Here is a 25,970-nt window from a genome sequence, read left to right on the forward strand (position 1 = left end):
CAATGTAATACGCTATAGAAAATAAAGCCCGTTAGCTTATTACGAACGGGCTTTGTCATTTCAGACCGAGTGATATTTAGTTAGCTAACTTCTCCGCCACGACACTGTAATTGTCCCAAACTTGCTTATCTGACATAGAACGCACTAGCTTGATATATTCGGCATGGGTCCATGCCAGTGGGGTAGCCGAATTGGTGCCTTGTCCTTTTGTGTATTGGTAACGTGTCGAGTTACCTACACCGTCCCAGGCTTGTTCAGGTAGCATTAAACCTTGATTGGCAAAGGTTTCCATCCCTTGTACATACGTGTTAATCAACGCTTTGTGAGTATCATTATTTAACGTATTCGTTTTAAGCGCTTTTGCCAGTTCGAAATGGCCGCGCTCACCGGTAAAGAAAGGCCATACACGTCCACGTTGACCTGGCGTGTTTTGTCCTTTTTCAGCGTAACTGTCGCCGCTTATCTGATCTTCACCATAACCATCATTACCGTAGCGCCTAAAACCTGGAATGAGTGAGCCATCTTTTGCACTAAATTGGTATTTTACCCTTAAGTTATCCTCTAAATCAGTGCTATCAACAAGGTCTACGCTGTTGGCAATGATCTGGTCATCTGCTGCCGTAACGCCATATCTAACCAGCTCCAAAAAGCCTGCATCAAGAATAAGGCGTTGGTCGACACCAGCTCTGCCGTTGTTGTCACCAAGTTTAGTATGACTGTTGGGCGTACCATTTGGCGCGAGCCTGATAAAATAGGGTTGAGTGCTATTTTCAGCTTTAACTGAAAGTAACCCCGATGTGGTGACCATAAGCTTAGCCATTCTATTTTTCATCTTTTTGGCTGTGTTTAAATACAAATTGGCAGCCTTGGTATCACCAACGTGAGCAGCGATATCACTGGCGGTAATAAGTCCAGATATTACAGCTGCAGTAGTGGAGGGGGAGTAACCTTGTTGCTCTTCCCAACGTTCTTGTTGGGTTTTTAATGGGGTTATATTCGTGTGGTTCCAGTCTAGATTAACTTCACCGCCGCTGACTAAAAAATCGGCAGCAGGCTTAAGCATTTTGTGATACCAGTGTGATATTTCACTGTCAGACAACACGCCCGCTTGCCATAACTTCCAGCCGAGCATAATAGGCATGGCTGTTTGATCTAGCTGTACACCAACCCATTCGATCTGACCGTCAACATGAGTCTTTTGTAAAAACCAGCCAGGTGTGCCTGAGTAGCCTGGGGTTTGTGCGCTGACTTGCACTTTCTCTAAATACTCAAAAGCCGTTTTAGGTGTTTGGGTATCTCCCATGGCAAGAAATGCCATCGCACACTGGTAAAAATCACGAGGCCAAACCGCTTTATAACCCGTGCTGCCGACTTTTGCCGAAACTGTATCGCCCCACGGATTTGATAGCGAGGCTATCAAGGCTCCAGCGTGGGTTTTATCCTCTTGAGCTTTAAGCACTAAAGCACTGGCAAATAGCAATTTTCCATTGTCAGTGGTTGTTTTAGCCATTTTTGTAAGCGCAGGCAAAGCGTTGAGGTAATCTTCCCAACCGAGACGTTCATCTTCGCCATTGAATGCGGCGAGTACTTTGTCACTACCGAGTGCCAGGGTGTCATTAGCATTTGCTACGCTAATCAGTTTATCCTTACCAAAACCTAAAACAACATCGAAACTGATACTTGCAGATTGTTGATCCAGTTCAATCATCGGGCTTGGATATTGCGCCGTTAAAGCAACATTACCGCCTTGGTTAGTGTTGCTGCTGTCGGTATAGTACCAATTCATTTCACCGTTTTGTTTCAAATCAGTGAGTCCATCAGAAGTCCCAACAAAACCGACGCTTGCGTGCTCAAACTCGAGGCTGGATTTGACCGTCATGACATTGGCATTTACCTCTGATGTCGTAACTGAAAATTGCTTACTGGCGCTATCATAGCGTGCAATGTCATTTGCGCCGCTGTTATCAATATGAGGGTTTACATAAAGGTGCGGGGTAACTCCTGATTCAAAAGCAGTAAAAATGACCTTCATCATTAAGCTATTGCGATCGGGATCAGTAAAAATGTGTTTTTCTATTTGGTACTTACCATCGCGGTCTTTATTGACTAATTTGTAGGCAAGCGATAATGGTCGGCCCTGTTCGTCAGTATGTAAATACTCAATTGAATGGTCGGTATCTTCTTTTTCTGTATCGACAAAGCCGTTACCTGTGATAACAAACTGCATCTCTTTCAGTTGAGCATTATGGATAAGACCAAACATGGTTTCGGTCACAACCCCTTGTGCTAACGAGAACCATACTCGGCTAATAGGGTTTGCTGCAGTATCTTTATAGCGGCCTTCAATGTAAGGTTCGTATGAGGTGCCGATGCCGGTTTTTCCAGAAAATGCCCAAGTGGGATCTGTACCAGGTATTCCAGGTGACACAGCATTTGATAAAGTGATGTCTGCCGCTGTGGGAAGTACTTCTGTTTCAGCTGTTTGATTGCCGCAACTAGCCAGCATTACCATGCTTATCGCGCTGGCTAATATGGTGTGTGTTAGTTTTGTCGAGCCTGTCATCTGCTTCCCCAAAAATCTTATTAGTTATTATCTTTAGTTCATTAGCGATGCTAATTGAGCCGCTAATTTATGTTTCGTCACTGTGGTTAATCACCATCAACGCTGACTCTTAGCACGGCGATGCCCGCTATCATCATACAAACGCCGCCGGTAATAAGCGCGTAGATAGGCTGACCATCAAAGCAGACCCGTAATATCAGTCCAAGAATACTGGCGGCGAGCAGTTGTGGGATAACAATGAAGAAGTTAAAAATTCCCATGTAAACTCCCATCTTTTTTGCGGGTAATGCGTTTGAAAGCAGTGCATAAGGAACCGACAGTATTGAAGCCCAAGCAATACCGACGCCTATCATAGGCAGCCAAAGTAGGCTTGGATCGCTGATGAATTTAAAAGAGATTAAACCAAGGCCCCCGCAAAATAGATTGATACAGTGGCTGACTTTAAGGCCACATTTTTTGGCCAATATAGGGATGAAAATGGCAGCAATAGCAGCAAACCCGTTATAGACAGCGAACAATAAACCGACCCAATCCGCGCCGTCATTGTAGGCTTTTGACAGCACGTCTTGTGTCCCATAGTGATAATCGGTGACTGCTGCGGTGGTGAAAATCCACATAGAAAAGAGGGCAAACCAGGAGAAAAACTGCACTAAGGCCAGTTGATGCATCGCTTTGGGCATATGAAAAAGATCATCGACTACACTAAAGATTAACCCTTGATTTTCACGACTGTTGTTGTGATTGCTCGTTTCATTATGTTGTTGGTTGTGACTCTGTAGCGTTTTTACTTTCTGTGCACAGTAATATTGTAGCGGTCCGAAAAATAAGATCCCTAAGCTTAAGATAAAGAGTTGTTTGTCCCATTCGAATAACCAAATTGCCCCGGTAAATAGCGTACCTAGGCTGGTCCATAAAACAGAGCCTCTTTGATATTGCTTAGCATCGCGTAGGACAGATAATGCTGTCGCAGGTTGCTGTTGGCCATTTTTCTCGAATTCAGCTAACTCTTCAGGTGAGTATTCTTTGGTTGAAACAACCGTCCACATCACAGCTAAAAACAGTACAGCGCCGCCAAAATAAAAGGCGTAACGCACTGAATCAGCAATTTCACCAGCGGGAGCCGTATTGCTAACGCCGAAAAAGTTAGTCAGGATATAGGGCAGTGCAGATGCGATGACAGCGCCAATGCCGATAAAGAAACTTTGCATTGCATAGCCAAGAGTCCGTTGTTTGTTAGGCAAATTATCACCCACAAAGGCACGAAAGGGCTCCATGGCAATGTTGATCGATGCATCCATAATCCAAAGCATTCCGGCTGCTATCCATAGAGCAGGCGAGTGGGGCATAACAAATAGTGCCAAAGTGGTACAAACAGCCCCTAAAACAAAGAAGGGGCGTCTACGACCCCATTTACCCCAAGTATTATCACTTAAGTAGCCGATGATAGGTTGTACGATAAGACCTGTGAGCGGAGCGGCTATCCATAAAATAGGTATATCATCTATAGATGCACCCAGTGTTTGAAAAATACGGCTTACATTGGCATTTTGCAGTGCAAAGCCAAATTGAATACCTAAGAATCCAAAACACATGTTGAAAATTTGCCAAAAACTGAGCTGAGGTTTCTGTTGTAGAGGCTTTGTATCAGACATGAACCATCCCTTTCAGGTTTATAATTATTATTGTTGGTCGAACTAGCTTTTAAAAATAGACAACTGCCGGCGACCTCTGCTGGCAGCTGCCTTAAACCACTATCATTAACAAAGCCATAGGCGAACTTGTTTGCTAAGTTCTACTGATGTTTGTTATAAAAAGGGTGAAAGCTAACAACGCGAATTGCTAGAAACGACCCTACTTTTATTGACCACGCCACAAGCCGTGCATGAAAAAAAGTAGGGTTTCATGTTAACCTTGAGCTTGATTTTGGCACAACACAATACATACGTATTCATGCTGTGCATTTAACGGTATTGAAACACCTGATTAACGGAGCTTCTGCAGATGACCCAAATTTTTAAGGCTCAATGGACTGTAATTATGATGGTTTTAATTTTGTCTGGCTGTAATATTGCAAATCATGGCTCATTTACCAGTAAAACTTATCAAGCACCAGCAGATATAGAATCATTGGTAGAATTAGGGCCAGTGTTTGGGACTAGTTGCCAGACTCAGTTTTTGTATTTACTGCCAATTGATGAAAGTGTATCCACTTTGCTTGCGGTTAATAATGCAAAGCAGAAAATCAAGGGTACCGTCGTATTAACTGATATGATCATTGACGATACGCTTTCAATTCAATTTGGTTATTCAGAGCAGTGCATTATTGTGCATGCCACCGCTTTTGGTTTAGCTAGCAAGCGATAGCTGCGTTAAGCCTCTTCACATAAGGCTTTGCCTGCTTGATAACAACTAGGCTGTCTTGGACATACAGCACCTCGCGAACAGATCAAACGTGCATCATTTTGGATGCCGCGTTCCACCCAGTTAATGTTGAGAATTTTTGCCACGCTCATTAGGTTTTTCTTTATATGTTTCGGCATCTCTACCGAGCCGCTGTTGGACGCACAGATCTGTTTTAGATCCGCAGCAATAGAAGCAGCATCGCCGCCTTGTGCATCTATTGCGGGGTTAAGATCGATACCGGCGCAAAGCACATGATTGTTACCCGCCATGTCCTCAACTTTTACCGATTCACAGCAATAGATCCGTGGTTCATGTGCTACATCCAAAATGGATATTTGCGCAGATGTACCAACTTTGGGCTCGTTTATCATTCTAAATACAGCCCAATGCTGACAAGGGTCCTCGACTACTCGCATGTTACCCCAAGGCAGTGGAATACCATTACCACGGTATACTGCTTTTAATTTACCCGGTGCATAAGCATCGAAGTAATGCCAATGAGGATAAGGGGATACCACTGTCATTCGGCGCATGGCTACAGATGCAGAAACGCCTACCGTTTTATTGACGTTGATTTCATAACCATGTCGGTCGAGTAGCTGCCTAAACGGTACTTTGGGGCACAGTAATGCGCCGGCAAAAAAGCTTGATTCAAAATCACGCCAGGCATGCAGAATATCTTGTGCATTTAACGTAGATGATGCTGGAGTGGCAGTTTCTTCGTGGGCTGCCGTGTGGCGTCTACCTGCGGTTAATACGCACTTCAATCCATCTTTGTTGTGTAATACACAATGTCCGATATGCACAGACAGGTCATATTTAAGTCGCGTAGGGTAAGATTTGAGCATCTTGTTCAGATAGATAGTTGAAGGTGGTTCAAAAAAAGAGGTCACGACATGAGCGGTACTAACACCCATTTCATCAACAACCTCTTGTGGCGTTCTGTCTATCCATTTCAGTTTTAGTCCTAATGATTTTGCTATATCTTTTATATCATTCAACGCAAGCGGAAGACGTTTTTGGCCGACCTCTTCAGCTGCGCGTTCAAGATCTGGAAAGTGGTTTTGATGGTGCTCTTGGTGGGCACGAATAAGTAAATGTGCAAATTCTCGCCCGGTTGTGCCCGTTTGTGACAACATTTCCGGGATAGCGATCTGTAAAATATCACTGGAAAACAGGAAACTCGGCTCTAAAGCCATACCGCTTATACCACCACGACGACCTTTGTCGGGGGTAATTGCTTCGTCTTCTGGCACATCATCGAGAAACCAATCTACCTCTTTTTGGAACACTGCAGCGATAACCGCAAGCATGCCTGCACTGGGAACTCGTTTACCCCGCTCAATCATCGAAAGGTAAGATACAGAGGGGGCTGACTCAGGATCGACTCTTATACAACGGGCAGACAGATCCTCCATTGTAAGGTGATTTCTTTTACGCAAATTTCTAATCTTGGTGCCAAGAAAATGTGACTTTCTGATCAGGCTCTGATTACTTTTCATATTGTAAAATTCACAGTGTAAAATTTTTATTGTGAAATTGTAATGAAATTTGCACTAGACTACAAATCAAGCAATCGGAAAACGAATAAGTTTTTTGAAAGCAGAAGAAGTTAGCAACGATGAAAGACCTATTTTAGGATTGAATGAGGACAGGGCTATGGATATATCAACAATCAATAATACTGCAAATAACCACGAGAACAATCTATATATGGGTTCAGAATTTGCTGATGTGAATGTTGTCACCCAGGCAGCAAACGACACCACAACACCCTGTGCCAAAATCTTTTTGGATGACAAGTTCCCTCTCACTCAAGGTTCACATAAAGATGCCTGTAGCTATGTTGTTTACTACCAGCAATTGTTAGTGTTTATGAAGGACGGTAGCCAAACAGGATTGCGTTTTCCAAAACAGTTCGTTGCACTGAACGGCCATAAAAGTGAACCTACAGCCATTTTGCTTAAAGACAATGGCATTCATGTTGAACTGACTTTCGACAGTAAAAGTGAAAAGGGCGCTCAAGATTGTGCCAATGTCGAAGATATCTTAGTTGAAGGGCATCAGTATTGGATTAGCTTGGTCAACGTAGAGAACACTGTGGTAGCGTCTTCGGTACTTGATCAAGTTTTCACCGCTAAAGATGGTAGTGATTATGAGCTAAAACGTTAATCATCAGATGGATTAATAAATAACTATAAAGAACAAAAAAGCCCTTAACAAAGGGCTTTTTTAGTGGATTAAACCGATAGCGCAGTTATCTTTATACGCTTATTGAGTTTAATCGAGCGCCTTGAATCGGATAGCGGTACCGCCGCTAGAAGCGAGCGAGAGGATTAATGACTCATCACGACTAACGACTTTGGTTTCGATGACATAGTCGTAAGGGTTCGAGCGCCAATTAGCGTCTTTACCATCACGGTAAATTTGCGCCTGATAGCGAATTCCTTTAGTGAGGAAGTCTAATTTGATCTCTATATCTCGGGTGTTATCGTCAGTTATAGCGCCAAGATACCAGTCTTTAGCTTGGTTGCTGCTGTTACGCTCTTGTCTGGCAAGTACCACAAACTCGCCAATATCGCCGGCTATCGCGACACTGTTGCTCCAATCGGTCGGCACGTCTTTTATAAATTGAAAAGCATCTAGGCGCTCAACATAGTTTCGTGGCAAGTCCGCAGCCATCTGTATTGGACTGTAGAGCACAACATACAAGGCAAGCTGTTTGGTTAACGTGGTTTGCACCCGGTTGATTGCATCAAGCCCCTCAGGTGCTAGATTAAAAATGCCCGGTGTAAAGTCCATTGGGCCAGACAGCATACGAGTATACGCCAACGTCGTGGTGTGAGAAGGGTTGTTGGGCGGTGTGCCCCATGCATTGAACTCTTGTCCTCGCGCGCCTTCACGAGCGATCCAATTTGGATAAGTACGACGAAGTCCAGTGTCCTTTATTGGCTCATGAGTGTTTATGCTGATGTGACGCTTGGCCGCTTCTTTCACGCTGTGGAGATACTCGTTAGCCATAAATTGACCATCATGCCATTCATGTCGAATTATGCCATTGTCATCGATGCGTTTTATGTCACCACCATCTGCGACATACCCCGTTTTTACCTGGCTAACACCATGTTTTTGATAAAGATCATAAGCATCTTCCATCTGGTTGCGATAATTGCTAACTGAGCCCGATGTCTCGTGATGACCAATCAGCTTAACCCCCTTTTTACTGCCATACTCACTGACGGCTTTGAGGTCAAAATCAGCATAGGTTTGAGTAAAACTAAACACATCACCATTATGGAACCAGCTACCATCCCAACCAATATTCCAACCCTCAACCAGCACGCCATCAAATCCGTTATTGGCTGCAAAATCCATATAGCGCTTGGTTTCACTGGTTGTTGCTCCGTGCTTGTTACCTGAGCCCCAAGTGTTCTCATTGAGATGCATACCCCACCAAATACCGACATATTTACCGGGTTCCACCCAACTAACATCGCCGAGTTTATTGGGTTCATTTAAGTTTAGGATCAGATTTGAGTTGAGTAACCCTATAGCTTCTGCACTGATTTGAATGGTACGCCAAGGGGTTTTAAATCCTGCGCGGGTTTTAACTAAGCTGCCATCTGACCAAGGGGTTAGGTCTGCCTTTAGCTTACCAGTGCGGCGTTGATTGAGTGTCATTGCAGCGTAATCTACCAAAGCGGCTTCATGAATACTCATGTGAACGCCAGAGGCTAACTTAAATGTGAATGGCGTATGCACATTGGTGACTTTATCGAGTGTGCTATTGCTATAAAGATATTCATAGCGATTCCAGCCGCGGGCCGGGATCCACCAAGCTTGTGCTTTCTCTGCTTTAGGTACTGAAAACTCAGTAAGCTCATTGGTGATGGTTAATTGGTCTAGCTTAGCTTGTTTAGGGATCTCATAGCGAAAACCAAGACCGTCGTTAAATGCTTTAAAGTGCAGTTTAAATTGGTATTTGCCATTGCTTAGCGTAGTGGTTATTTGATGATAGTTATCTTTAATCCACTCTTGCTCACCCCATGGTTGCTGCCAGCGATTTTCAATTGAGCTGTGTTTGCTTTGTTCAATTTTGAAACCTTGGCCAAACTCACCTAGCGATTTAAAAACCAATCCGAGTCGAGACGGAGTAATGACCTCTTGCCCTTGAAATTGCACGCTATATTCAGGTTGGCCATTGTCATCAGATAAGGTGATAACGATGTTTTTATCTGGCGATGTGACAGAGACGGTTTTTGCTAAGGTTGCGTAACTTGTCAATGTGCTAACAAATAAAGCAGTAATAATAGCTGATTTGGAGCGTTTACATAGCGGCGAACGCTTATATTGCGTCTTACTTGATGGCTGCCGAGTTGTCATTATGCAATCCTTGTTCGTAAGTTATTTTTAGACGTTATTTTGAATACGGATATTAATTGTCGCTAGCATACTAAGTTGATTATCAAACTGTCTGCAATGGATTGCATACGTATTCAAATCTGTAATTGGCTCAGCGGCAATTATCAAAAAAATAACGCTTAAAAACGATGTTTTTAGCGTTAAGTACAGGCTTTATTTAGAGCATATACATGACTAATTACCCATTAACATCAATATTTTTGATTCATTGGGAGCAAGTGATATCGCTAGCGTTGCATCATCTTGAGAGACATGTAATGTTTCGTGACTGGCGCCGGAGTTTGCTTGCTTAGCACCTTGAGCTAATAAGTCCAGCAGCGGTATATTGCCTAATGACAAGTTCCACTTGCTGATTAGCGTCGCAGGTAATTGCAGTGTGAATTGCTTTGTTTGGGTTTGACTAAAATTGTTGACGATGATGAGCTGCTGCTCAGCAGAGTAACGACTAAAAGCGAAGGTTTGTTCGTCGTATCCTGCTACCTTTTGCATGCGGTTAAAACTATCTAGCTCAATGTACTCGCCTGTCAGTGCAGTAGCGCTGTGACTGAGGTTTAACAGTGTCGTGTAGTAGCGATGTAGCTCTAGCTCTTGTTTGGTGGACTGACCGCCGTCGAATTTGCCATTGTTCATATATCGTTGATGTGCAGGGACGCCGATATAATCAAAAATACTGGTACGCGTCGGTCTTCCAAAGCCTGCATTCTCAGCACCTTGTTCACCGACTTCTTGACCAAAGTAGATCAAGGTGGGGGCACTGCTGATGGTCGTAGATACCACCATGGCGGGTAGGGCTGCAAAGGGATCGCCTGCAAAATCAGCGCTAGCGATACGTTGTTCGTCATGATTCTCTAAAAAGTGCAGCATATTGGTTGCAATATCGCTGACTTGAGCTTGCTTTTTTGCAATCGCTGCGGTGCTTTGTTTATGCTGAATAATCGCTTTGAGCGTGTCATACATGTCGACTTTATCGTATAGATAGTCCATTTTCCCCAGATGAATATAGTCTCGGTACAGCTTAGGGTTATAAACTTCAGCTAACAGAAATGCCTGCGGGTTGATATGTTTGATGTTTGAATTTAGGTAACTCCAAAAAGCGACGGGCACCATCTCTGCCATGTCATAGCGAAACCCATCGACACCATTTGCCAACCAAAATTGAGTGATCTGTTTAAACCTAACCCATGAGTCAGGGATCAATCTGTCTTGAGGCGATCGCGCTAAGTCAGCGAGTTCAATGGCGCTCCAGTATTGGTAATGTGCATCTGTACCCTGTTGGGCCATTGATTTATCAAGGGGAGGGTAGTCGGCACTGCCATCAGGCTTTACGCCATAGTTGATTTTTACCGTTTCATACCAGTCATTAGCGTCCGGTTGTGCCTTACGGGCACCGTTACCTGTCCATTTGGCAGGGGACTCTTGGAATGTTCCGTCAGCTAAAGGATGCGCCTCACCGCCCAGTGGTTGCTCCTTAGCTGATAACATTGGCACTTCAAAGGCTACCGGAGCGGTCTTGCCAGTAGCTAAGGATTCAACCACGTAATAAAAGTTGTTGTGGCGCTTGTATGTTGCGCTGCTATCGTCATTGTCGCCAAAACTACTAACCTCAAATTCATGAACCTGAAGATTAAGCATTCCGTTTTGTATATCAGGTGATTGGTATGCTCTGGCGACATGGTTTGGCACTATATCGATAATCACCTTCATCTCTTGTTTGTGTGTGCGTGCTATTAACGCTTTAAACTCCTGCAAACGATGTGCAACATTGTCGGCCAAATCAGGATTTACATTGTAGTAATCTTTCACTGCGTAAGGTGAGCCGGCACGACCTTTAACGACATCGGGGTCATCATCGCTAATGCCGAATTGTTTGTAGTCACCTATCAGTGCATGGTGAGGTACACCGGTATACCAAACATGTGTTGTGCCTAAAGACTTTATGCTTTTAAGTGCGGTTTCATCAAAATCATTGAATTTTCCTACACCGTTTTGAGCAATAGTGCCCCATGGTTGGTTGTTGGTGTTTTTATTGCCAAATAGGCGGGTGAAAACTTGATACACAACTGGCTTTTGGATGGCGTTGTGTACGGTATTGTGTGTTTCTGCGTGGCTGTGTTCAATAGCGTTATGATTGTGCTTGTTAGCACTAACGGCAACGCTCTGTTGCTTACCCTCTGAGCATCCGCTTAGTAGTAGAAGCATAGAAAAGAGAATGCTGACAAACGGTAGTTTGCTTTTATTGCAACCTAGGTCTTCAATTTTACGGCCAAAAACAGATCTTGAAAATTCTGGGGTAAACAATTGGATAAATGTTTTTAGCGCCATTAAGTATAACCTTTTGATTTATGTTTATTTTAGCTATATTACAGCTCGTTACAGTTGCTTATCTTGGTTAAGTGTTAGCACAAGTACGCCATTGGCAGGTACGGAGATTGTTCGCGATATATTTTGGGTTTTCTGGGTTAATATATCCGTAGCAGTTGAGAACCCTGATAATTGCGCTTTGTACCTGTCACGACTAAGCAATACTTCGGTCGGGTTCTTGTTCATTACCACCATAATAGATTGCAACTCATCAACTCTGAAATACACATAAGTGCCGTCTTTAGGGACATAATGGATTAACTCGCCATGATGAATGGCTGAAGCACTTTTTCGAAAATTGAGCAGTGTTGAAACGAATTGTTGCGCGTCTATTTGTTGTGGATTTAACCCATTTTGCGTAAAAGCACTGATATAATCCTCTGACCATCCACCAGGGAAATCGGCTCGTACCACACCATCGTGTCTGCCCTCTAGTGGGCTGGTCATCAACACTTCAGTTCCATAAAAAATCTGTGGAATACGATTTGAGGTTAGGGTGTATGTCATGGCCATTTTGTAACGTGAAATATCTTCGTTCATCAAACTAAAGAGCCGATTAGTATCGTGATTACCTTCAAACAGCACCAAGTTTGTAGGGTCAGCATAAACAACATCATTGGCCATCATTTCATAGAGCTGAATAAAGCCTTCGTCCCAAGATTCTGCAGCACTAACGGCTTCTAGTAGTGTTTCGTATAGTGGAAAGTCCATTAAGCTCGGAAGATAGGATACATAGCCATCTTGGTTGCTTTTACCTGCTTGCCAGTAGGAGACGGTAATCGGGTTTGCCGTCCACTCTTCACCGACAATATTAAAATTTGGGTACTCAGTCATAATGGCTTTTGACCATTGTGCTAAGAAAGTCTTGTCGGCATATGAGTAGGTATCTTCGCGTATGCCGGTTAGATTGGCATATTCAACCCACCAAATACTATTCTGAATAAGATAGGTAGCAAGCTTAGGGTCTGTTTGGTTTAAATCAGGCATGCTGTCGACAAACCAACCGTCAACAAAGTTCTTTTGGTCGGTGGCCACAGCGTAAGGATCTTGCTGTGTGGTGCGTCTGTGACTGGTGAATTGAACCTTACCTCGTTCGCTGTTTTGCTGTGTTGTTAAGCCATTGATCCATGTTGAGCTGGGAATGTCTTGCATCCACCAATGGTTAGAGCCGATATGATTGACAATAATGTCTTTGATAATGCCAATGCCTTTCTCTTTAGCTGCAGTGACTAGTTGACGATAGTCTTCATTGCTGCCAAAGCGGGGATCTATCGCGTAGTGGTCTGTCGTTGAGTAGCCATGATAGGAGTATTTTTGCTGATTATTTTCCAGCAGTGGATTGATCCATAATTGCGTTACACCGAGATTTTCAAGATAATTTAGGCTGTTGAGGATCCCCTTTATATCACCGCCGTGACGACCATCTTTATCTGTTCGGTTAACTGCTTCTAACATGTTGATGTGATTGTCATTTGACGGATCGCCGTTGGCAAAGCGATCTGGCGTAATTAAGTAGATCACGTCGCTGTTATTGAAGCCTTGACGATTTGCCGAATCTGAACGCCTCTGTTTAATGCTGTAGTCAAATTGATGCTCAGGGTTGCCATCTTTTTCGAGAGAAATTGAAATGGTTTGTGGTTTGGCATCCTTGAGCGAAAGCTTAATAAATAAGTAATTAGGATTTTCAGAGGCTGTCGTGTTTACAATGCTGATGTGATTGGCTGTTTCGTTTAACACTGCTCGCATTGTCGCGATATTATCGCCATGGAGCATTAGCTCAAGTGTTGAGTTTGCCATGTTTGCCCACCAAAACTCAGGCTCTACTCTGAGTTGAACCGGGGTAGGATCTTGATGATTAATAAAGGCTGTTAGCTCATTGTCTACTGCTGCGGAGTAGGCTATTGCGCTAGTGGCTAACATCACAGATGCCGTAATGCTAATGAGTAACGTTTTTAGGGGGCGGTTAACAGGCATTGATTGCGTCATATGTGACCTTGTTGTCGAGCGTTATTTATATAGCAAAAAGCCTACCTCATCGAAGAAGTAAGCTCTTGATTAGCAAGTGTTACATGCTGTAGCTAAAGCCTAAATAATATTGACGGCCAAAGGTTTGAATCGTACCTGTTTGTTGAGGCTGACCAAAGTAGGTTTTGTTAGCTTCATCGGTGAGGTTATTAACCTGAAGTAGTAACTTCAGGCCGTTGTCCATCGCATAAGAAGCTTGATAATCGAATATCGTTTCAGCATCAAAAAATGCTAATTGAGATTCAACCGCGACTTGCTCTGAAACATACTCACTACGATAACGCATGCTGACACGGGTATCGAAACCGTCGAGGGCATAAAACAGCGTGGTGTTAGCAACGTGCTCAGATAAACCTGGTAAAGGTATAGCAAGTGACTGGCCACTCAAATCTGTTTCAAACTCTACTTCGCTGTCTGAATATGAGTAACTACCGGTAAAGCCAAGACCACTCAATGCTCCAGGAAGGAAGTCAAAGATCTGTGTGTAAGCAAGTTCAACACCACGGATATAACCGCCGTTGTCGTTGTTAATTGCGGTTTGATATTGACCTTCATCTTTAACGACTGGGAACTCTACGCCATTATCGACAATGGTGTCAGGCACAATAAAACCAGCTTCTTCAAAATCAAATGGTTGAATCGTAAAGTTATTGATGAACGACTTGATATCCTTGTAGAAAATGGCTAATGCAATAGCGCCTTCACTATCTTCAAAGTAATGCTCATAAGATAGGTCATATTGGTCAGCATAAAATGGGTCGAGTAATGGACTGGTGTTTCCCCAAGCGTTGTACTTTTTATAGCCCGGAGTCGCAGCGTCATCATACCAAGAGCCCATGCCTGATTTTAGCTTATCTATCGGTGGGCGAGCCATTACCGATGCCGCTGCAAAGCGGATCTGATCGTTATCGGTTAGATGGAAATTCAGGTTGATTGAAGGCAGGTAATCTGTGTAGGTTTTGCCCACTTCATTGCGAATGTAATCAGTGCTAATGACACCTTTCTCATCTGCAATTTCCTCACCTAAGCCAAAACCAACTTGTTGTAAGCCTTTGCTCGATTGATCGGTATTAACCACGCGAACGCCGATGTTACCGGTAACAGGCAGGTCGCCAAGCTCTAAGTTTAAATTGGCTTGTACATAACCCGCAAGCACGTCTTCATTGACTGAGCCACTTTGGATCATGGTCCAGTTGTTATCCCAGTTTGCCGTCGGTGTAAATGGGTCTTGGCCTGTTGCCGCTAATTGTTGATTAACAAGATCGACAGCCTTATCAAAATCAATTTTTAGGAAGCTAGGGTAGTTTGAAAGATCACCACCAAAGTTAACCACATCTGTCATATCACCTGTTAATCGCAGTACAGGTTGGTTCGCAGGATTATCACCATACTCAAAACCATACCCTGCTTGCGACCGCTGTGCATTAAACTCTCGCTGAGAGTAACGCACACCAAAATCAACAGATGAAATGAAATCGTTATCTAATACATAATTAAAGTCTAGTTTATAAGCCATAAGATCATTTTGTTGATCATATGGCCACATGCCGACTTCTCTAAGCCCTAACGTCGCTGTGTCAGTGTAACTTTTGTCAAAACTAACATCGGCAGCGTTAAGTCCATTGAGTTGATAATCTACAGATTCCGATGCTCGAATTTGATTATCGATATCATCGTATATCACCGCTCTTGTACCGCCATTGACGAATTCGCCATCTGCTTTTGAATAACTGATATCGGCTGCGATGGTTAATGCATCACCGTCATTCCAGGCAATATTAAAGGCGCCGGATGTGAGTGTAGAGAATTTAGAGTCGTTATCATTAACCACAAATACCGCAAAATTGTCAGTGCCATCGGTGGATACCGTGCCGCCTGTCATCGAGCCATTTTGCACGGTAGCGTTACTAATGTTGCCATTCTTTAGTGATTTAACTCGGAAACCACGAGCAAAGTTCTCAGAGTCAAACTTAGAATGGAATACATCACCCTTAATGCTCCAATTGTCATTAGGTTGCCAATGAATCGCACCCATATAACCATCACGGGTATCTTCACCGCCTTTTTGTTGCATTTCGAAGCCTTCACTGATGGATTCTGCTTCACCATCGCCGTTGACATCACGGGAATCATCATTAAATCTCAGGCCGATGAATTGACTGGCAACATAGGGCTGATAAAGGTGGGCATAACCTACCGCTACGCCTAAGGTATCTTCTAAGTATTTTCCTTGGTAAGAAAAGCTTAAACGGTTACCAAACTCTTCGGCATCAGCAATATCACCAGCTTGGTCGTTAAAACTTCCACGAACATTTACTACAAATGAATGCTCTTTATCGCTTTGCAAAGGATCTGCTGTTTTCAATTCAACAGTACCTGCAACACCGCCTTCAATTAGTGAAGCTTTTTGAGATTTGTATACCTGTGCTTGTGATATTAACTCAGACGGATATTGATCAAACTCAACAGCACGTTTACCACCTGTGGTAACTTGTTCACGACCGTTCAATGTGGCAAAAACAAAATCACCGTCAAGACCACGAATGTTAAGGCCACTTGCTTGGCCACCGGTACGTACTGCCGTGATACCTGGTAGACGTGTTAGTGCGTCGGCGATTGATTGGTCGGGCAGTGCGCCTAAATCATCAGCTGAAATGCTTTCAGATACTGTGTCCGCAAAACGCTTGATGTTTAGAGACTTAATCACACTTGTTCTAAAGCCTTTTACTTCTATAACTTCGATTTGTTCTTCTTGTACTTTTTCGTCAGTTTCTGCATTGGTTTCTTCAGCAGCATAACTGCTCATACTTGCCCCTGCAGCCACTAACGCTAAGGTCAGCATACTAGGTCTAAATTGCAACATCTCCATCCCCTTTAACTAGACAGTCGGCTAGTTATTATTTTTTTAATTATCACTGACGCTGTAACAAAACTGGCTACAAAAGCACACTTGTTACAACAAAGGTACAGCGTATATAAATATTTTGTTGCGCAGCGGTGAGGATATTACTCCCGAGATTCTGACCTTAACAATGTTATGCATACGTATTCAATCTATTCATAGCCGGGGGAACACTCTTTTTATGACTTTTGTTAACAATGTGTGATGTAGATCGCTTGGGCTCTAGTTGTTGTTTTATAACGTAATTATTAGTCATTGCACGATGCTTAATGTAAAGGCTGTTACTGCATACGTATGCAGGGATATTGAACCTTATTTCGCTATTCACGTATGCTGCAAACATTCCAACAACAAAAGCGACCATATATCAGGTGGTAACATTGCGTTAACCAGTAGGCTTTTGGCTAGTTTTTACATATAGAGTGTTAAGGGGCAAGAATGGAACAGCTTACATGGTGGCGCGGAGCCGTCATTTATCAGATTTATCCACGTAGTATGTTGGATACAAATGGTGATGGAGTTGGAGACCTGCAAGGGATAATCAGTAAGCTGGAGTACATTGCGAGTCTAAACGTCGATGCAATATGGGTATCTCCTTTCTTCACCTCGCCGATGAAGGACTTTGGTTATGACATTAGTGACTATCGCGATGTAGACCCAATGTTTGGCAATATGCGGGATTTTGATGAGTTGATTGCCAAGGCGCACTCGCTAAATATTAAAGTTGTCATTGACCAAGTCTTAAGCCATACCTCAGATAAGCATCAGTGGTTTATTGAAAGCCAGCAAGATAAAACTAATCCTAAACAGGACTGGTATGTATGGGCTGATCCTCAACAAGATGGCACAGCTCCCAACAACTGGTTAGCGATATTCGGTGGCTGCGCATGGGAGTGGGAACCTCGGCGCCAGCAGTATTATTTGCACAATTTTTTGAGTAGCCAACCCGATCTAAATTTCCACAATGAAGATGTACGTCAGGCTGTTCTCGATAATGTGCAGTTTTGGTTAGATAAAGGGGTTGATGGTTTTAGATTAGATGCTATAACCTTTTGTTTTCACGATAACCTACTCCGCGATAATCCCGCTAAACCAAAAGATAAACGTCAAGGACGTGGTTTTAGCGAAGATAACCCCTACGCCTATCAATATCATTACTTCAATAATACTCGACCAGAAACGGTGAGCTTTATAGAAGATCTCAGAAACCTCATTAATCGATATCCAGGTGCTGTGACACTTGGCGAGGTTTCATCGGAAGATTCATTGGCGACAATGGCTGAATATACTCAAGGAAACGATCGGCTCCACATGGCTTATAGCTTTGAGCTATTAACCGATGACTTTAGCGCTCGATATATCCGAGAAACGGTAGAAGCCTTAGAGGGGCGTATTGGTGATGGTTGGCCGTGTTGGGCCATTGGTAACCATGACGTTCAACGAGTGGCATCGCGCTGGGGAAAAGGGCAGGCAACAGCTGAGATGATTAAAATGCTCAATGCTATGTTGTGTTCTCTGCGCGGCAGTGTTTGTAGTTATCAAGGCGAAGAGCTTGGGCTTACAGAAGCTAAAATAGAATATGAGCAACTACAAGATCCTTTCGGGATTGCATTTTGGCCGATGTTTAAGGGGCGCGATGGCTGCCGTACCCCTATGCCGTGGTCTGAGCAGGAACTTAATGCTGGATTCAGCAAAGTCGCTCCATGGCTGCCGTTAGCAAAAGAGCATTACGCTATGTCGGTAGAGAGCCAGGAGCAAGATCAACATTCGATTCTTAATAGTTATCGGCACTTTTTGGCTTGGCGTAAAAAGCATCCAACACTGATAAGTGGCGATATTGAATTCCTCTTAACTGCGGAACCGATTTTAAGTTTTATACGCAGTGACGAAGAGTGCAGCTACATTGTCTACTTTAATTTAAGCAGCCATGAAGAAACGATAACATTACCAAAAAAGGATATTGAGTTAGTGCTCATTGAGCATGGATTAGTGACTGGCACCGTGTTGGGTGGCCTACTGACATTAGCACCTTATGGCTGTTTTTACGCAAAATTGTCTAATGTGTAATTTGACTTCAACTTAAGAAGATTGACCTGATAAGAGAGAAAATAATATGGCTTCATCTTTTAGTTCTAACACTGCCACAGTAACGTCGGGTGAAAATGGTAGCTTCCGTTTTGCACTGGTATCTTTGACCTCACTGTTTTTCATGTGGGGGTTTATTACCTGCTTGAATGACATATTGATCCCGCATTTAAAAGCCGTTTTTTCACTTAACTATACTGAGGCAATGTTGATCCAATTCTGCTTCTTTGGTGCTTATTTTTTAGTATCAATCCCAGCGGGTAAGTTAGTTAAGAAGGTGGGTTATCAGCGCGGGATCATTAGCGGACTTGTCATCGCAAGTATTGGATGCGCATTGTTCTATCCTGCCGCAACCCTTGCCATCTACCCACTTTTTTTGGGGGCTCTTTTTGTATTGGCATCTGGGATCACCATTTTGCAAGTCGCTGCCAATCCCTACGTAAATGCGCTCGGTAGCGTTGATACCGCATCTAGCCGCTTGAACTTGACCCAGGCATTTAACGCATTAGGGACCACAGTAGCACCTTATTTTGGCGCGATACTTATTCTGTCAGTGGCAGTTGAAGCGCAAGTTGGGCTTAGCCAAATGCAGGCAGAAGCCGAGGTGGTAAAACTTCCGTATCTTCTGTTATCAGCAATGTTGGCAACGCTTGCTATTATCTTTTCCAAACTTAAACTGCCTGAAATTAAAGCGCATACAGCAGTGTCTATTGAGGGGCTAGCTGATAAAAATGGCAAAACAAGTGCCAGTCAATATAAGCACCTTGTATTGGGGGCTGTTGGCATATTTGTCTATGTGGGCGCTGAAGTATCGATTGGTAGTTTTCTGGTTAACTTTTTAGGTGAGGAGCATATTGTCGGTATGAGAGAAGCCGATGCGGCCAAATACATCGCTTATTACTGGGGCGGGGCAATGGTGGGGCGCTTTATTGGCTCAGCTGTAATGCAAAAAGTACCAGCAGGCACTGTATTGGCTTTTAATGCGTTCATGGCTGCGAGTTTAGTTGTAGTCGCAATGAATACCACCGGCGAAGTTGCCATGTGGTCTATCTTGGCTGTTGGCTTATTTAACTCGATAATGTTTCCAACAATCTTTAGCTTGGCGTTACGTGATCTTGGCCCTCACACATCTCAAGGCAGCGGTTTTTTATGCTTAGCAATTGTAGGCGGTGCCATTTTGCCATTACTGCAAGGAGTTTTGGCAGACAATATGGGGATCCAGCAGGCATTTGTTTTACCCGTTATCTGCTACGCCTTCATTCTCTACTACGGTGCGAAAGGCAGTAAATTATAGATTAACTGGTTATAGCCTTGTTCAAAACTGCTATTTTAAAAGCGACTTCAATTAAGTCGCTTTTTTATTGCTGCTTTTCTTAAGTTGACTTGCGTATTGGGCGCTTTGCTCCTATGATCGCTGCGATTTCTCTCTATGGTAACTTTTAAATGCTAAATTCGTCTTTATCTCCCAGCTCGACTGAACTTGTGATTAGTATTCTTGACCTTGTATTAAAAGAGGGCAAGCCACTTGATCGTGCTTATTCACAACATTTCTCTGGGCAACAATTAGCCCCTTCTGAGCTCGGACGTATCACCTTTGTTACCGGTGATATTTTAAGACGTTTAAATTTGTATTGTTATCTGTCGGACGTTAAGCCTGAAGAGATGGTTCGAATGGGCTCTCGACTACTTAATGCCTGGCACCTATTTCATAAATTACCGTTACCTAAAATGCAATATGCATTACAGGTAGATGAGAAAGATCTCGCAGAGAGAACTGAAATAGCGCGTCAACAACCGGCGCTTTGGGACGGCTGTCCTGATTGGCTGAATGAAATGGGTGAAGCACAGTTGGGCGACCGTTGGCCTGCCGAACGTGCAGCGCTAACTAAGCCGGCTAAACGTTTTATTCGTGTCAACACGCTTAAATCTACTCGTGATGATTTGGCGAAGAAGCTACGTAACGAGCGCGTGCAAACCGAAGAGGTTGAAGGTGTAGATACTGCTTTAGAAGTGGTATCTGATTCAGCACTATTTAAAACAGAGAGTTTTAAAAAAGGTTGGTTTGAACAGCAAGATGCAGGCTCACAACTTATCGCTACCGCCCTTGGCGCTAAGCCGGGTATGTGTGTTGTAGATGCGTGTGCGGGTGCGGGTGGTAAAACGCTATCAATATCGGCACAAATGCAGGGTAAAGGACGGTTGCTCGCAATGGATGTCGAGCAATGGAAACTCGATAACCTTAAGCAGCGGGCCCGTAGAGCGGGGGCTCACAATGTTGAGACACGCATTATTGCTAGCAGCAAGACGATTAAGCGTCTTAAATTGACCGCAGACCGTGTGTTACTCGATGTACCATGTTCAGGTCTTGGTGTACTAAAACGTAACCCAGATGCCAAATGGCGTGATACACCAGAGAGACTGCCTATATTAGTGGCACTGCAAAAAGATATTTTACAAAGCTATAGCAGAATGGTGAAAGTGGGCGGCATTTTGGTTTATGCAACGTGCTCTATTATGCCTGAAGAGAACCGCAACCAAGTCGATGCTTTTTTAGCGGCAAACAAACACTTCAGTTTTATCGAAGATGACAACATTAGCCCTGCTGAAACAGGCTTTGATGGTTTTTACTACGCAAAGCTAGAGCGCATAGCAGAAGCTTGATTCTTCCCTAAACGAACGCTTGCAGCTGAGTATTACCTTGGCTAAATTAAATAAAAAAGAGCACAGAAGGGTTCTTTTTTATTTAATCATCCATGACTTAGTTACCGCATAGAACCAATTATGTCCTTTCACCATGTTTGCTTGATTAACATTCCATATTTCTACCTCTTTTATCTCAGAGCATCTTAAATAGAAGCCATTCAAATTATTCCGTAGATTGGATAATTGATAGGCGGCTTGCTCCCTGTTGGCATGTATAGTCTTCAATTACTGCAGGGTTTTCAAAATTACATTTACATTCAGGCAAATGTCATCAGTGCTTTTACTCTGTAGCTCAAAGTGAACTAGATTGAATATCGCGATGTTTATGTTCATGATGTTAGTAAAAACATGATGTTGTTGATTTTAACGTCTATATTTAATGGCATAGTAATTCAACATTACTATGAACATCTACTGGTAAATAGTTGAGTGTTTGGTTGTAACTTGTAGTCACAAATTTTAACTATGAAACATTCATGACCTAGCTCTAGGAAAAGGTAAATGCAAAAATGGAAGTCAACTGCTTGGCTAACGGAGGAACGCCTTAATGTTTATCCTCGTTTACTGACGATTTTATATGTAATGGGTTTTTTAATTTGGATTGTCCTTTCTACTGGTAATGTTGATATCTTCGGCCGCCCTTTAGGTACAGATTTTGTTAGTTTTTACGCCGCGGCTAAGCTCGCTATGGAGGGGGCGCCATATTTAGCTTATGATTTAGCAGCGCATTATGAAGCCGAACAGCTAATTATTGGTAGTAGAGGTTTTGGTTATCCCTCATTTAGCTATCCACCTACCTACATAACCTTAGTTTATCCCCTCGCTTACTTACCATATCTATGGGCACTTCTAGTTTTTCAACTTAGTAGTCTTGCGTTTTTCGTAGCTATGATTCGAAAATTAACCAATCGAAAAGAGTCAATTATGCTATGTCTCTCCTTTCCGGCTGTTTTCATTACATTAGGTTACGGCCAAAATGCCCTGTTAACTGCCGCCTTGATTGCCGGTGCTTTTGTCTATATCGATCGAAGACCAATACTGGCAGGTTTTTTTATTGGCATCTTAACTTTCAAACCTCATCTAGGAATTTTAATCCCACTAATTTTAGTTTGTTCTGGGCGTTGGCGGGTGTTTCTATTTGCTACATTAACTTTCTTCCTATTTGCTCTAGTTTCGTACATAGCTTTTGGACCCGAAACTTGGCTAGCATTTTGGGATGGGAGAGAGCTAGTAAAAAGAGTTCTCCACGAAGAGTTGGTTTCCTATGACATTATGCAAAGTGTTTTTACCGCGATGAGAGCAAGCGGTGTAGGGATTTTTACATCTTATTTTCTTCATTTCGTAGTAGCAAGTGTTCCTTTATATATTGTTATTAGGGTTTGGTCAGATAATGTAGACTTGAGACTACAAATTGCCGTTTTTATCATTGTGACTTTGATGGTTTCGCCATATATCCTTAATTATGATTTTACAATCCTTTCTGTGGCAATAGCTGCTTTAGCTTCATATGGTTTAGATAAGGGCTTTCACTCTGGGCAGATAAATATGCTTTTTGTTGCTTGGCTTGCTCCGGCACTGATACGTCCATTAAACGCTTTAATTGCTTTCCCTTGGGCGACTGCCATTTTATTCTCATTACTATTTTATGTGATAACTTCAATTCGAATTCCTACCAATAATTTGAGCCGTAAATAGTTAAATTCATTAGATTAATTTCTAAATAGTAAGTTAGGCAAAAACTGTTTGTTTCACAATGAATATATGTGGATAAATGGACTTTACTAATAGCTTTATGATTTTTGAAATGTTTTTCATTAAATATCTGACATTTCGGCACTTTATGACTAAGCTTTCCTAATTAGTTGTTGGTTAGCGCGCTGATTTTCATTGACTAGCGTTTATCTTAAGAGATATAGGTGTTGGGCTATGAAAAGTATGAGAACAGTGCTTGTTTCATTTTGTAGTATATATATCGTACCTATTTGGCTCATGTTTCTCGTTGTTATTATAAACCTTTCTACCCCAATTCACACTGACATTGGATGGCTGTATTTTGCTACAAAACAGTGGCTTGCTGGCAAGGAACTATATACGGCGATTTTTGAAATAAATCCGCCGATGATCTTTATTTTGATGACGCCTATAACCTATATAGAATCGATAACAGGCTTCACGGCTTTGAGTTCTACAAGAATATACTTTCTATTTTTTGTATCGGTTGTGACTATTATTAATCTATACATTATGAGAACTGTAATATCCAAATCTACTTTTGTAAAAATCTATATACCTCTATTAATAATTACTACGTTTATAATGCCCTACAAAGGGTTCTCTCAGCGAGATCACCTTGCGATATTACTCATGCTTCCATATTTCATTTCGAGGTTCAATGACTTTCAAGGAAGTTATCATCTGAATAGATATATGGTATTTCTGATAGGTATATTAGCTGGTGTAGGTATTTGTATTAAGCCTTACTTCATATTGTTCCCTATTTTCTGTGAGTCTTGGTATTTAATAAAGGTTAAAAAGCTGTCCGAGTTACCTTCGTTGACCACCATTGTAATGCTATTTGTTACTCTGCTATTTTACGCAATTTTATTCTTATACTGGGATGGATATCTAGGCAATATAATACCCTGGGGCTTGGCAACTTATTGGACTTATGGTAAGGAAATTGATTACCCTAGCTTGATATTAAATATCCTTGTGCTTGTTTTGATTTTTTTTGCAGCGATAAAATTGAGAAGAAAAGAAGAGAGAGAACTTACACTATTTTTGTGTTTTATGTCCTTACCTGCTTTACTATCTTACTTAATACAAGCTCATTATTCTTACCAATTATTGCCATTTAAAACATTGTTAATGATAAATGGTGTATTAACCACTTACTTCTATACTAAACAGTTTGCTGAACTTAAAAGCATACTTGTTTTACTAAAAGTATTGTTGATTTTTTGGGGGGCCGTTTTTTCTTACAGACTTATATTGGAACAAGGTCAGTTGATGTTGACTTTAGTTAAATTCCATCGAGCGCCAACATTTTCAGAAATGGGTTATGAGTTTCTGGAAGAGTCGGCTTACACTATAAATACTAAGTTTTCAGGCAAGCCTGTGTACGTTTTATCGAGTAACGTCTGGCCATCGGCATTTATTAGTTCTTATACCGATGGGGTATGGGTTTCAGGTTTTCCAGCAATGTGGCCACTACCCGCAATAAATATTATGGACCGCTTTCCAGAACGAATTACAAAAAGTAAGAAACATGATATAGCACGTGTTAAAGAAGATGTGCTAACTTCGATTAGATGTGAAATTGTAATGTATGAACCGGTCGCAATATTCGTTGATGCAAGAGAAAAACCTGATTATTTCGGAGGGAGATTTAAGTATGTCGATTTTTTCAAGCAGGAAAGCATGTTAGAAACAATATTTGATAATTATGAGTTAAGTGAAATGAAAATTAATTTTTTTAAAGGTCATCATTATGATGTTTATTTACGTAGTGATAAAAATGCTGGCTTCATCAATAGGGGGGACATTGAATATTGTAGCAATTATTCACTTTAAAGGAGCTGGTAATGATTTCGATAATTTGTCCGGTGTATAATGAAGAAGATATTATTGAAGATACAATAGAGACTATTTGCAGGGTGATGAGTTCTTATGATGGGAGTTGTGAAATACTTTGTATCGACGATGGAAGTACGGACTCAACACTAACAAAACTTATATTACTAAAGTCTAGGTATAGTAATTTAAGGATTATAGAATTCTCCAGAAACTTTGGTAAAGAGATTGCTCTTACGGCCGGTCTTTCCAGAGCTAAGGGTGATGCGATAATACCGATTGACGCAGATCTCCAAGATCCACCAGAATTAATATTAGACATGATAGCTAAATGGAAAGTTGGCTTTAAGGTTGTGCTTGCAAAGAGGGTAGATCGTTCAAAAGACTCGAAATTTAAGAAATACTCAGCAATAGGTTTTTACAAGGTACATAACACGCTATCACAATCTAAAGTCCCAGAAAATGTTGGAGATTTTAGGTTGATGGATAGAGTAGTGGTTGACGCAATCAATCTATTACCTGAGCGACAAAGATTTATGAAAGGACTATTTTCTTGGGTGGGATTTAAAACTACTGTGATTGAATATTCACGCCCAGAAAGAAAAGCAGGGAAATCGAAATTTAATGCTTGGAAACTGTGGAATTTTGCAATTGAAGGTATCACTGGTTTTAGTACTGTGCCATTAAAGGTATGGAGTTATTTAGGAGCATTTATTTCATTCATTTCCTTCCTTTATGGTGCTTATATTGTTTTCAAAACTCTGCTCTTTGGTGTTGATGTACCGGGTTACGCTTCCATACTTGTTGCCGTACTCTTCCTCGGGGGGACACAGTTAATAGGAATTGGTGTCTTAGGTGAATATATTGGTCGAATCTATATTGAAACTAAAATGAGACCTCTTTATATAATAAGTAATGAATATTAGGAGTAGT

Annotated in this window: 15 protein-coding genes; 8 read left to right on the forward strand and 7 right to left on the reverse strand. The window is 42.1% G+C overall.

Features of this window, described 5'->3' with window-relative positions; all coding sequences use genetic code 11:
- Positions 1–76: 76 nt before the first annotated feature.
- Both JK628_RS10990 and JK628_RS10995 read right to left on the reverse strand, forming a co-directional pair.
- Entirely contained in the window at positions 77–2,563 is a 2,487-nt protein-coding gene (locus JK628_RS10990; RefSeq protein WP_202289501.1) for a glycoside hydrolase family 15 protein, read from the reverse strand.
- Between the two features lie 86 nt (positions 2,564–2,649).
- The gene (locus JK628_RS10995) at positions 2,650–4,215 is read right to left on the reverse strand and encodes an MFS transporter (RefSeq protein WP_202289502.1); all 1,566 of its coding nucleotides are present in this window, start codon (positions 4,213–4,215) and stop codon (positions 2,650–2,652) included.
- A gap of 385 nt (positions 4,216–4,600) precedes the next feature.
- Between JK628_RS10995 and JK628_RS11000 the strand changes: the two genes are divergently transcribed.
- On the forward strand, positions 4,601–4,927 hold the full coding sequence (locus tag JK628_RS11000) for a hypothetical protein (protein ID WP_202289503.1): 327 nt from the start codon (positions 4,601–4,603) through the stop codon (positions 4,925–4,927).
- 5 nt (positions 4,928–4,932) lie between these two features.
- On the opposite strand, the gene JK628_RS11005 is transcribed toward JK628_RS11000, so the two are convergent.
- Positions 4,933–6,468, reverse strand: a complete 1,536-nt coding sequence (locus tag JK628_RS11005) for a DUF3612 domain-containing protein (RefSeq protein WP_202289504.1) — start codon at positions 6,466–6,468, stop codon at positions 4,933–4,935.
- 157 nt (positions 6,469–6,625) lie between these two features.
- Here JK628_RS11005 and JK628_RS11010 point away from each other — a divergent pair, with 157 nt between their 5' ends.
- On the forward strand, positions 6,626–7,138 hold the full coding sequence (locus tag JK628_RS11010) for a malate synthase (RefSeq protein ID WP_202289505.1): 513 nt from the start codon (positions 6,626–6,628) through the stop codon (positions 7,136–7,138).
- Between the two features lie 108 nt (positions 7,139–7,246).
- Here the strand turns inward: JK628_RS11010 and JK628_RS11015 are convergent, their stop codons facing one another.
- The 4 genes from JK628_RS11015 to JK628_RS11030 all read right to left on the reverse strand — a co-directional run bounded on the left by JK628_RS11015 (position 7,247) and on the right by JK628_RS11030 (position 16,637).
- A complete protein-coding gene (locus JK628_RS11015; protein WP_202289506.1) occupies positions 7,247–9,349 on the reverse strand; it encodes a glycoside hydrolase family 97 protein in 2,103 nt (700 codons plus the stop codon).
- 213 nt (positions 9,350–9,562) lie between these two features.
- Positions 9,563–11,587: an alpha-amylase family protein gene (locus JK628_RS11020; RefSeq protein ID WP_202289787.1), complete on the reverse strand. Its 2,025-nt coding sequence runs from the start codon at positions 11,585–11,587 to the stop codon at positions 9,563–9,565.
- Positions 11,588–11,758: 171 nt separating this feature from the next.
- Positions 11,759–13,735 (reverse strand): glycoside hydrolase family 13 protein, encoded by a 1,977-nt coding sequence (locus tag JK628_RS11025; RefSeq protein WP_237524191.1) that lies wholly within the window; start codon positions 13,733–13,735, stop codon positions 11,759–11,761.
- A gap of 79 nt (positions 13,736–13,814) precedes the next feature.
- Positions 13,815–16,637 carry a TonB-dependent receptor gene (locus JK628_RS11030; RefSeq protein WP_202289507.1) on the reverse strand — a complete coding sequence of 941 codons (2,823 nt, stop codon included), beginning with the start codon at positions 16,635–16,637 and terminating at the stop codon, positions 13,815–13,817.
- 477 nt (positions 16,638–17,114) lie between these two features.
- On the opposite strand from JK628_RS11030, the gene JK628_RS11035 reads away from it, so the two are divergent.
- The 6 genes from JK628_RS11035 to JK628_RS11060 all read left to right on the forward strand — a co-directional run bounded on the left by JK628_RS11035 (position 17,115) and on the right by JK628_RS11060 (position 25,963).
- Entirely contained in the window at positions 17,115–18,743 is a 1,629-nt protein-coding gene (locus JK628_RS11035; RefSeq protein WP_202289508.1) for an alpha-glucosidase, read from the forward strand.
- A 46-nt stretch (positions 18,744–18,789) separates the two neighbouring features.
- The gene (locus JK628_RS11040; RefSeq protein WP_202289509.1) at positions 18,790–20,055 is read left to right on the forward strand and encodes a sugar MFS transporter; all 1,266 of its coding nucleotides are present in this window, start codon (positions 18,790–18,792) and stop codon (positions 20,053–20,055) included.
- A gap of 149 nt (positions 20,056–20,204) precedes the next feature.
- Positions 20,205–21,422 carry an RsmB/NOP family class I SAM-dependent RNA methyltransferase gene (locus JK628_RS11045; protein WP_202289510.1) on the forward strand — a complete coding sequence of 406 codons (1,218 nt, stop codon included), beginning with the start codon at positions 20,205–20,207 and terminating at the stop codon, positions 21,420–21,422.
- A 543-nt stretch (positions 21,423–21,965) separates the two neighbouring features.
- Positions 21,966–23,159 (forward strand): glycosyltransferase family 87 protein, encoded by a 1,194-nt coding sequence (locus JK628_RS11050; protein ID WP_202289511.1) that lies wholly within the window; start codon positions 21,966–21,968, stop codon positions 23,157–23,159.
- A 231-nt stretch (positions 23,160–23,390) separates the two neighbouring features.
- Positions 23,391–25,037 carry a hypothetical protein gene (locus JK628_RS11055; RefSeq protein WP_202289512.1) on the forward strand — a complete coding sequence of 549 codons (1,647 nt, stop codon included), beginning with the start codon at positions 23,391–23,393 and terminating at the stop codon, positions 25,035–25,037.
- An 11-nt stretch (positions 25,038–25,048) separates the two neighbouring features.
- Positions 25,049–25,963 (forward strand): glycosyltransferase family 2 protein, encoded by a 915-nt coding sequence (locus JK628_RS11060; RefSeq protein WP_202289513.1) that lies wholly within the window; start codon positions 25,049–25,051, stop codon positions 25,961–25,963.
- Positions 25,964–25,970 lie beyond the last annotated feature (7 nt).

The organism is Shewanella sp. KX20019, from assembly GCF_016757755.1.
Lineage (GTDB): Bacteria > Pseudomonadota > Gammaproteobacteria > Enterobacterales > Shewanellaceae > Shewanella.

Bases quoted from the DNA above. Each gene is read 5' to 3' on its own strand.
- JK628_RS11015 (WP_202289506.1), bottom strand. From the start codon at position 9,349: ATGACAACTCGGCAGCCATCAAGTAAGACGCAATATAAGCGTTCGCCG.
- JK628_RS11055 (WP_202289512.1), top strand. From the start codon at position 23,391: ATGAAAAGTATGAGAACAGTGCTTGTTTCATTTTGTAGTATATATATC.
- JK628_RS11000 (WP_202289503.1), top strand. From the start codon at position 4,601: ATGATGGTTTTAATTTTGTCTGGCTGTAATATTGCAAATCATGGCTCA.
- JK628_RS11030 (WP_202289507.1), bottom strand. From the start codon at position 16,637: ATGTTGCAATTTAGACCTAGTATGCTGACCTTAGCGTTAGTGGCTGCA.
- JK628_RS11020 (WP_202289787.1), bottom strand. From the start codon at position 11,587: ATGCTTCTACTACTAAGCGGATGCTCAGAGGGTAAGCAACAGAGCGTT.
- JK628_RS11005 (WP_202289504.1), bottom strand. From the start codon at position 6,468: ATGAAAAGTAATCAGAGCCTGATCAGAAAGTCACATTTTCTTGGCACC.
- JK628_RS10995 (WP_202289502.1), bottom strand. From the start codon at position 4,215: ATGTCTGATACAAAGCCTCTACAACAGAAACCTCAGCTCAGTTTTTGG.
- JK628_RS10990 (WP_202289501.1), bottom strand. From the start codon at position 2,563: ATGACAGGCTCGACAAAACTAACACACACCATATTAGCCAGCGCGATA.
- JK628_RS11050 (WP_202289511.1), top strand. From the start codon at position 21,966: ATGCAAAAATGGAAGTCAACTGCTTGGCTAACGGAGGAACGCCTTAAT.
- JK628_RS11040 (WP_202289509.1), top strand. From the start codon at position 18,790: ATGGCTTCATCTTTTAGTTCTAACACTGCCACAGTAACGTCGGGTGAA.
- JK628_RS11045 (WP_202289510.1), top strand. From the start codon at position 20,205: ATGCTAAATTCGTCTTTATCTCCCAGCTCGACTGAACTTGTGATTAGT.
- JK628_RS11035 (WP_202289508.1), top strand. From the start codon at position 17,115: ATGGAACAGCTTACATGGTGGCGCGGAGCCGTCATTTATCAGATTTAT.
- JK628_RS11060 (WP_202289513.1), top strand. From the start codon at position 25,049: ATGATTTCGATAATTTGTCCGGTGTATAATGAAGAAGATATTATTGAA.
- JK628_RS11025 (WP_237524191.1), bottom strand. From the start codon at position 13,735: ATGACGCAATCAATGCCTGTTAACCGCCCCCTAAAAACGTTACTCATT.
- JK628_RS11010 (WP_202289505.1), top strand. From the start codon at position 6,626: ATGGATATATCAACAATCAATAATACTGCAAATAACCACGAGAACAAT.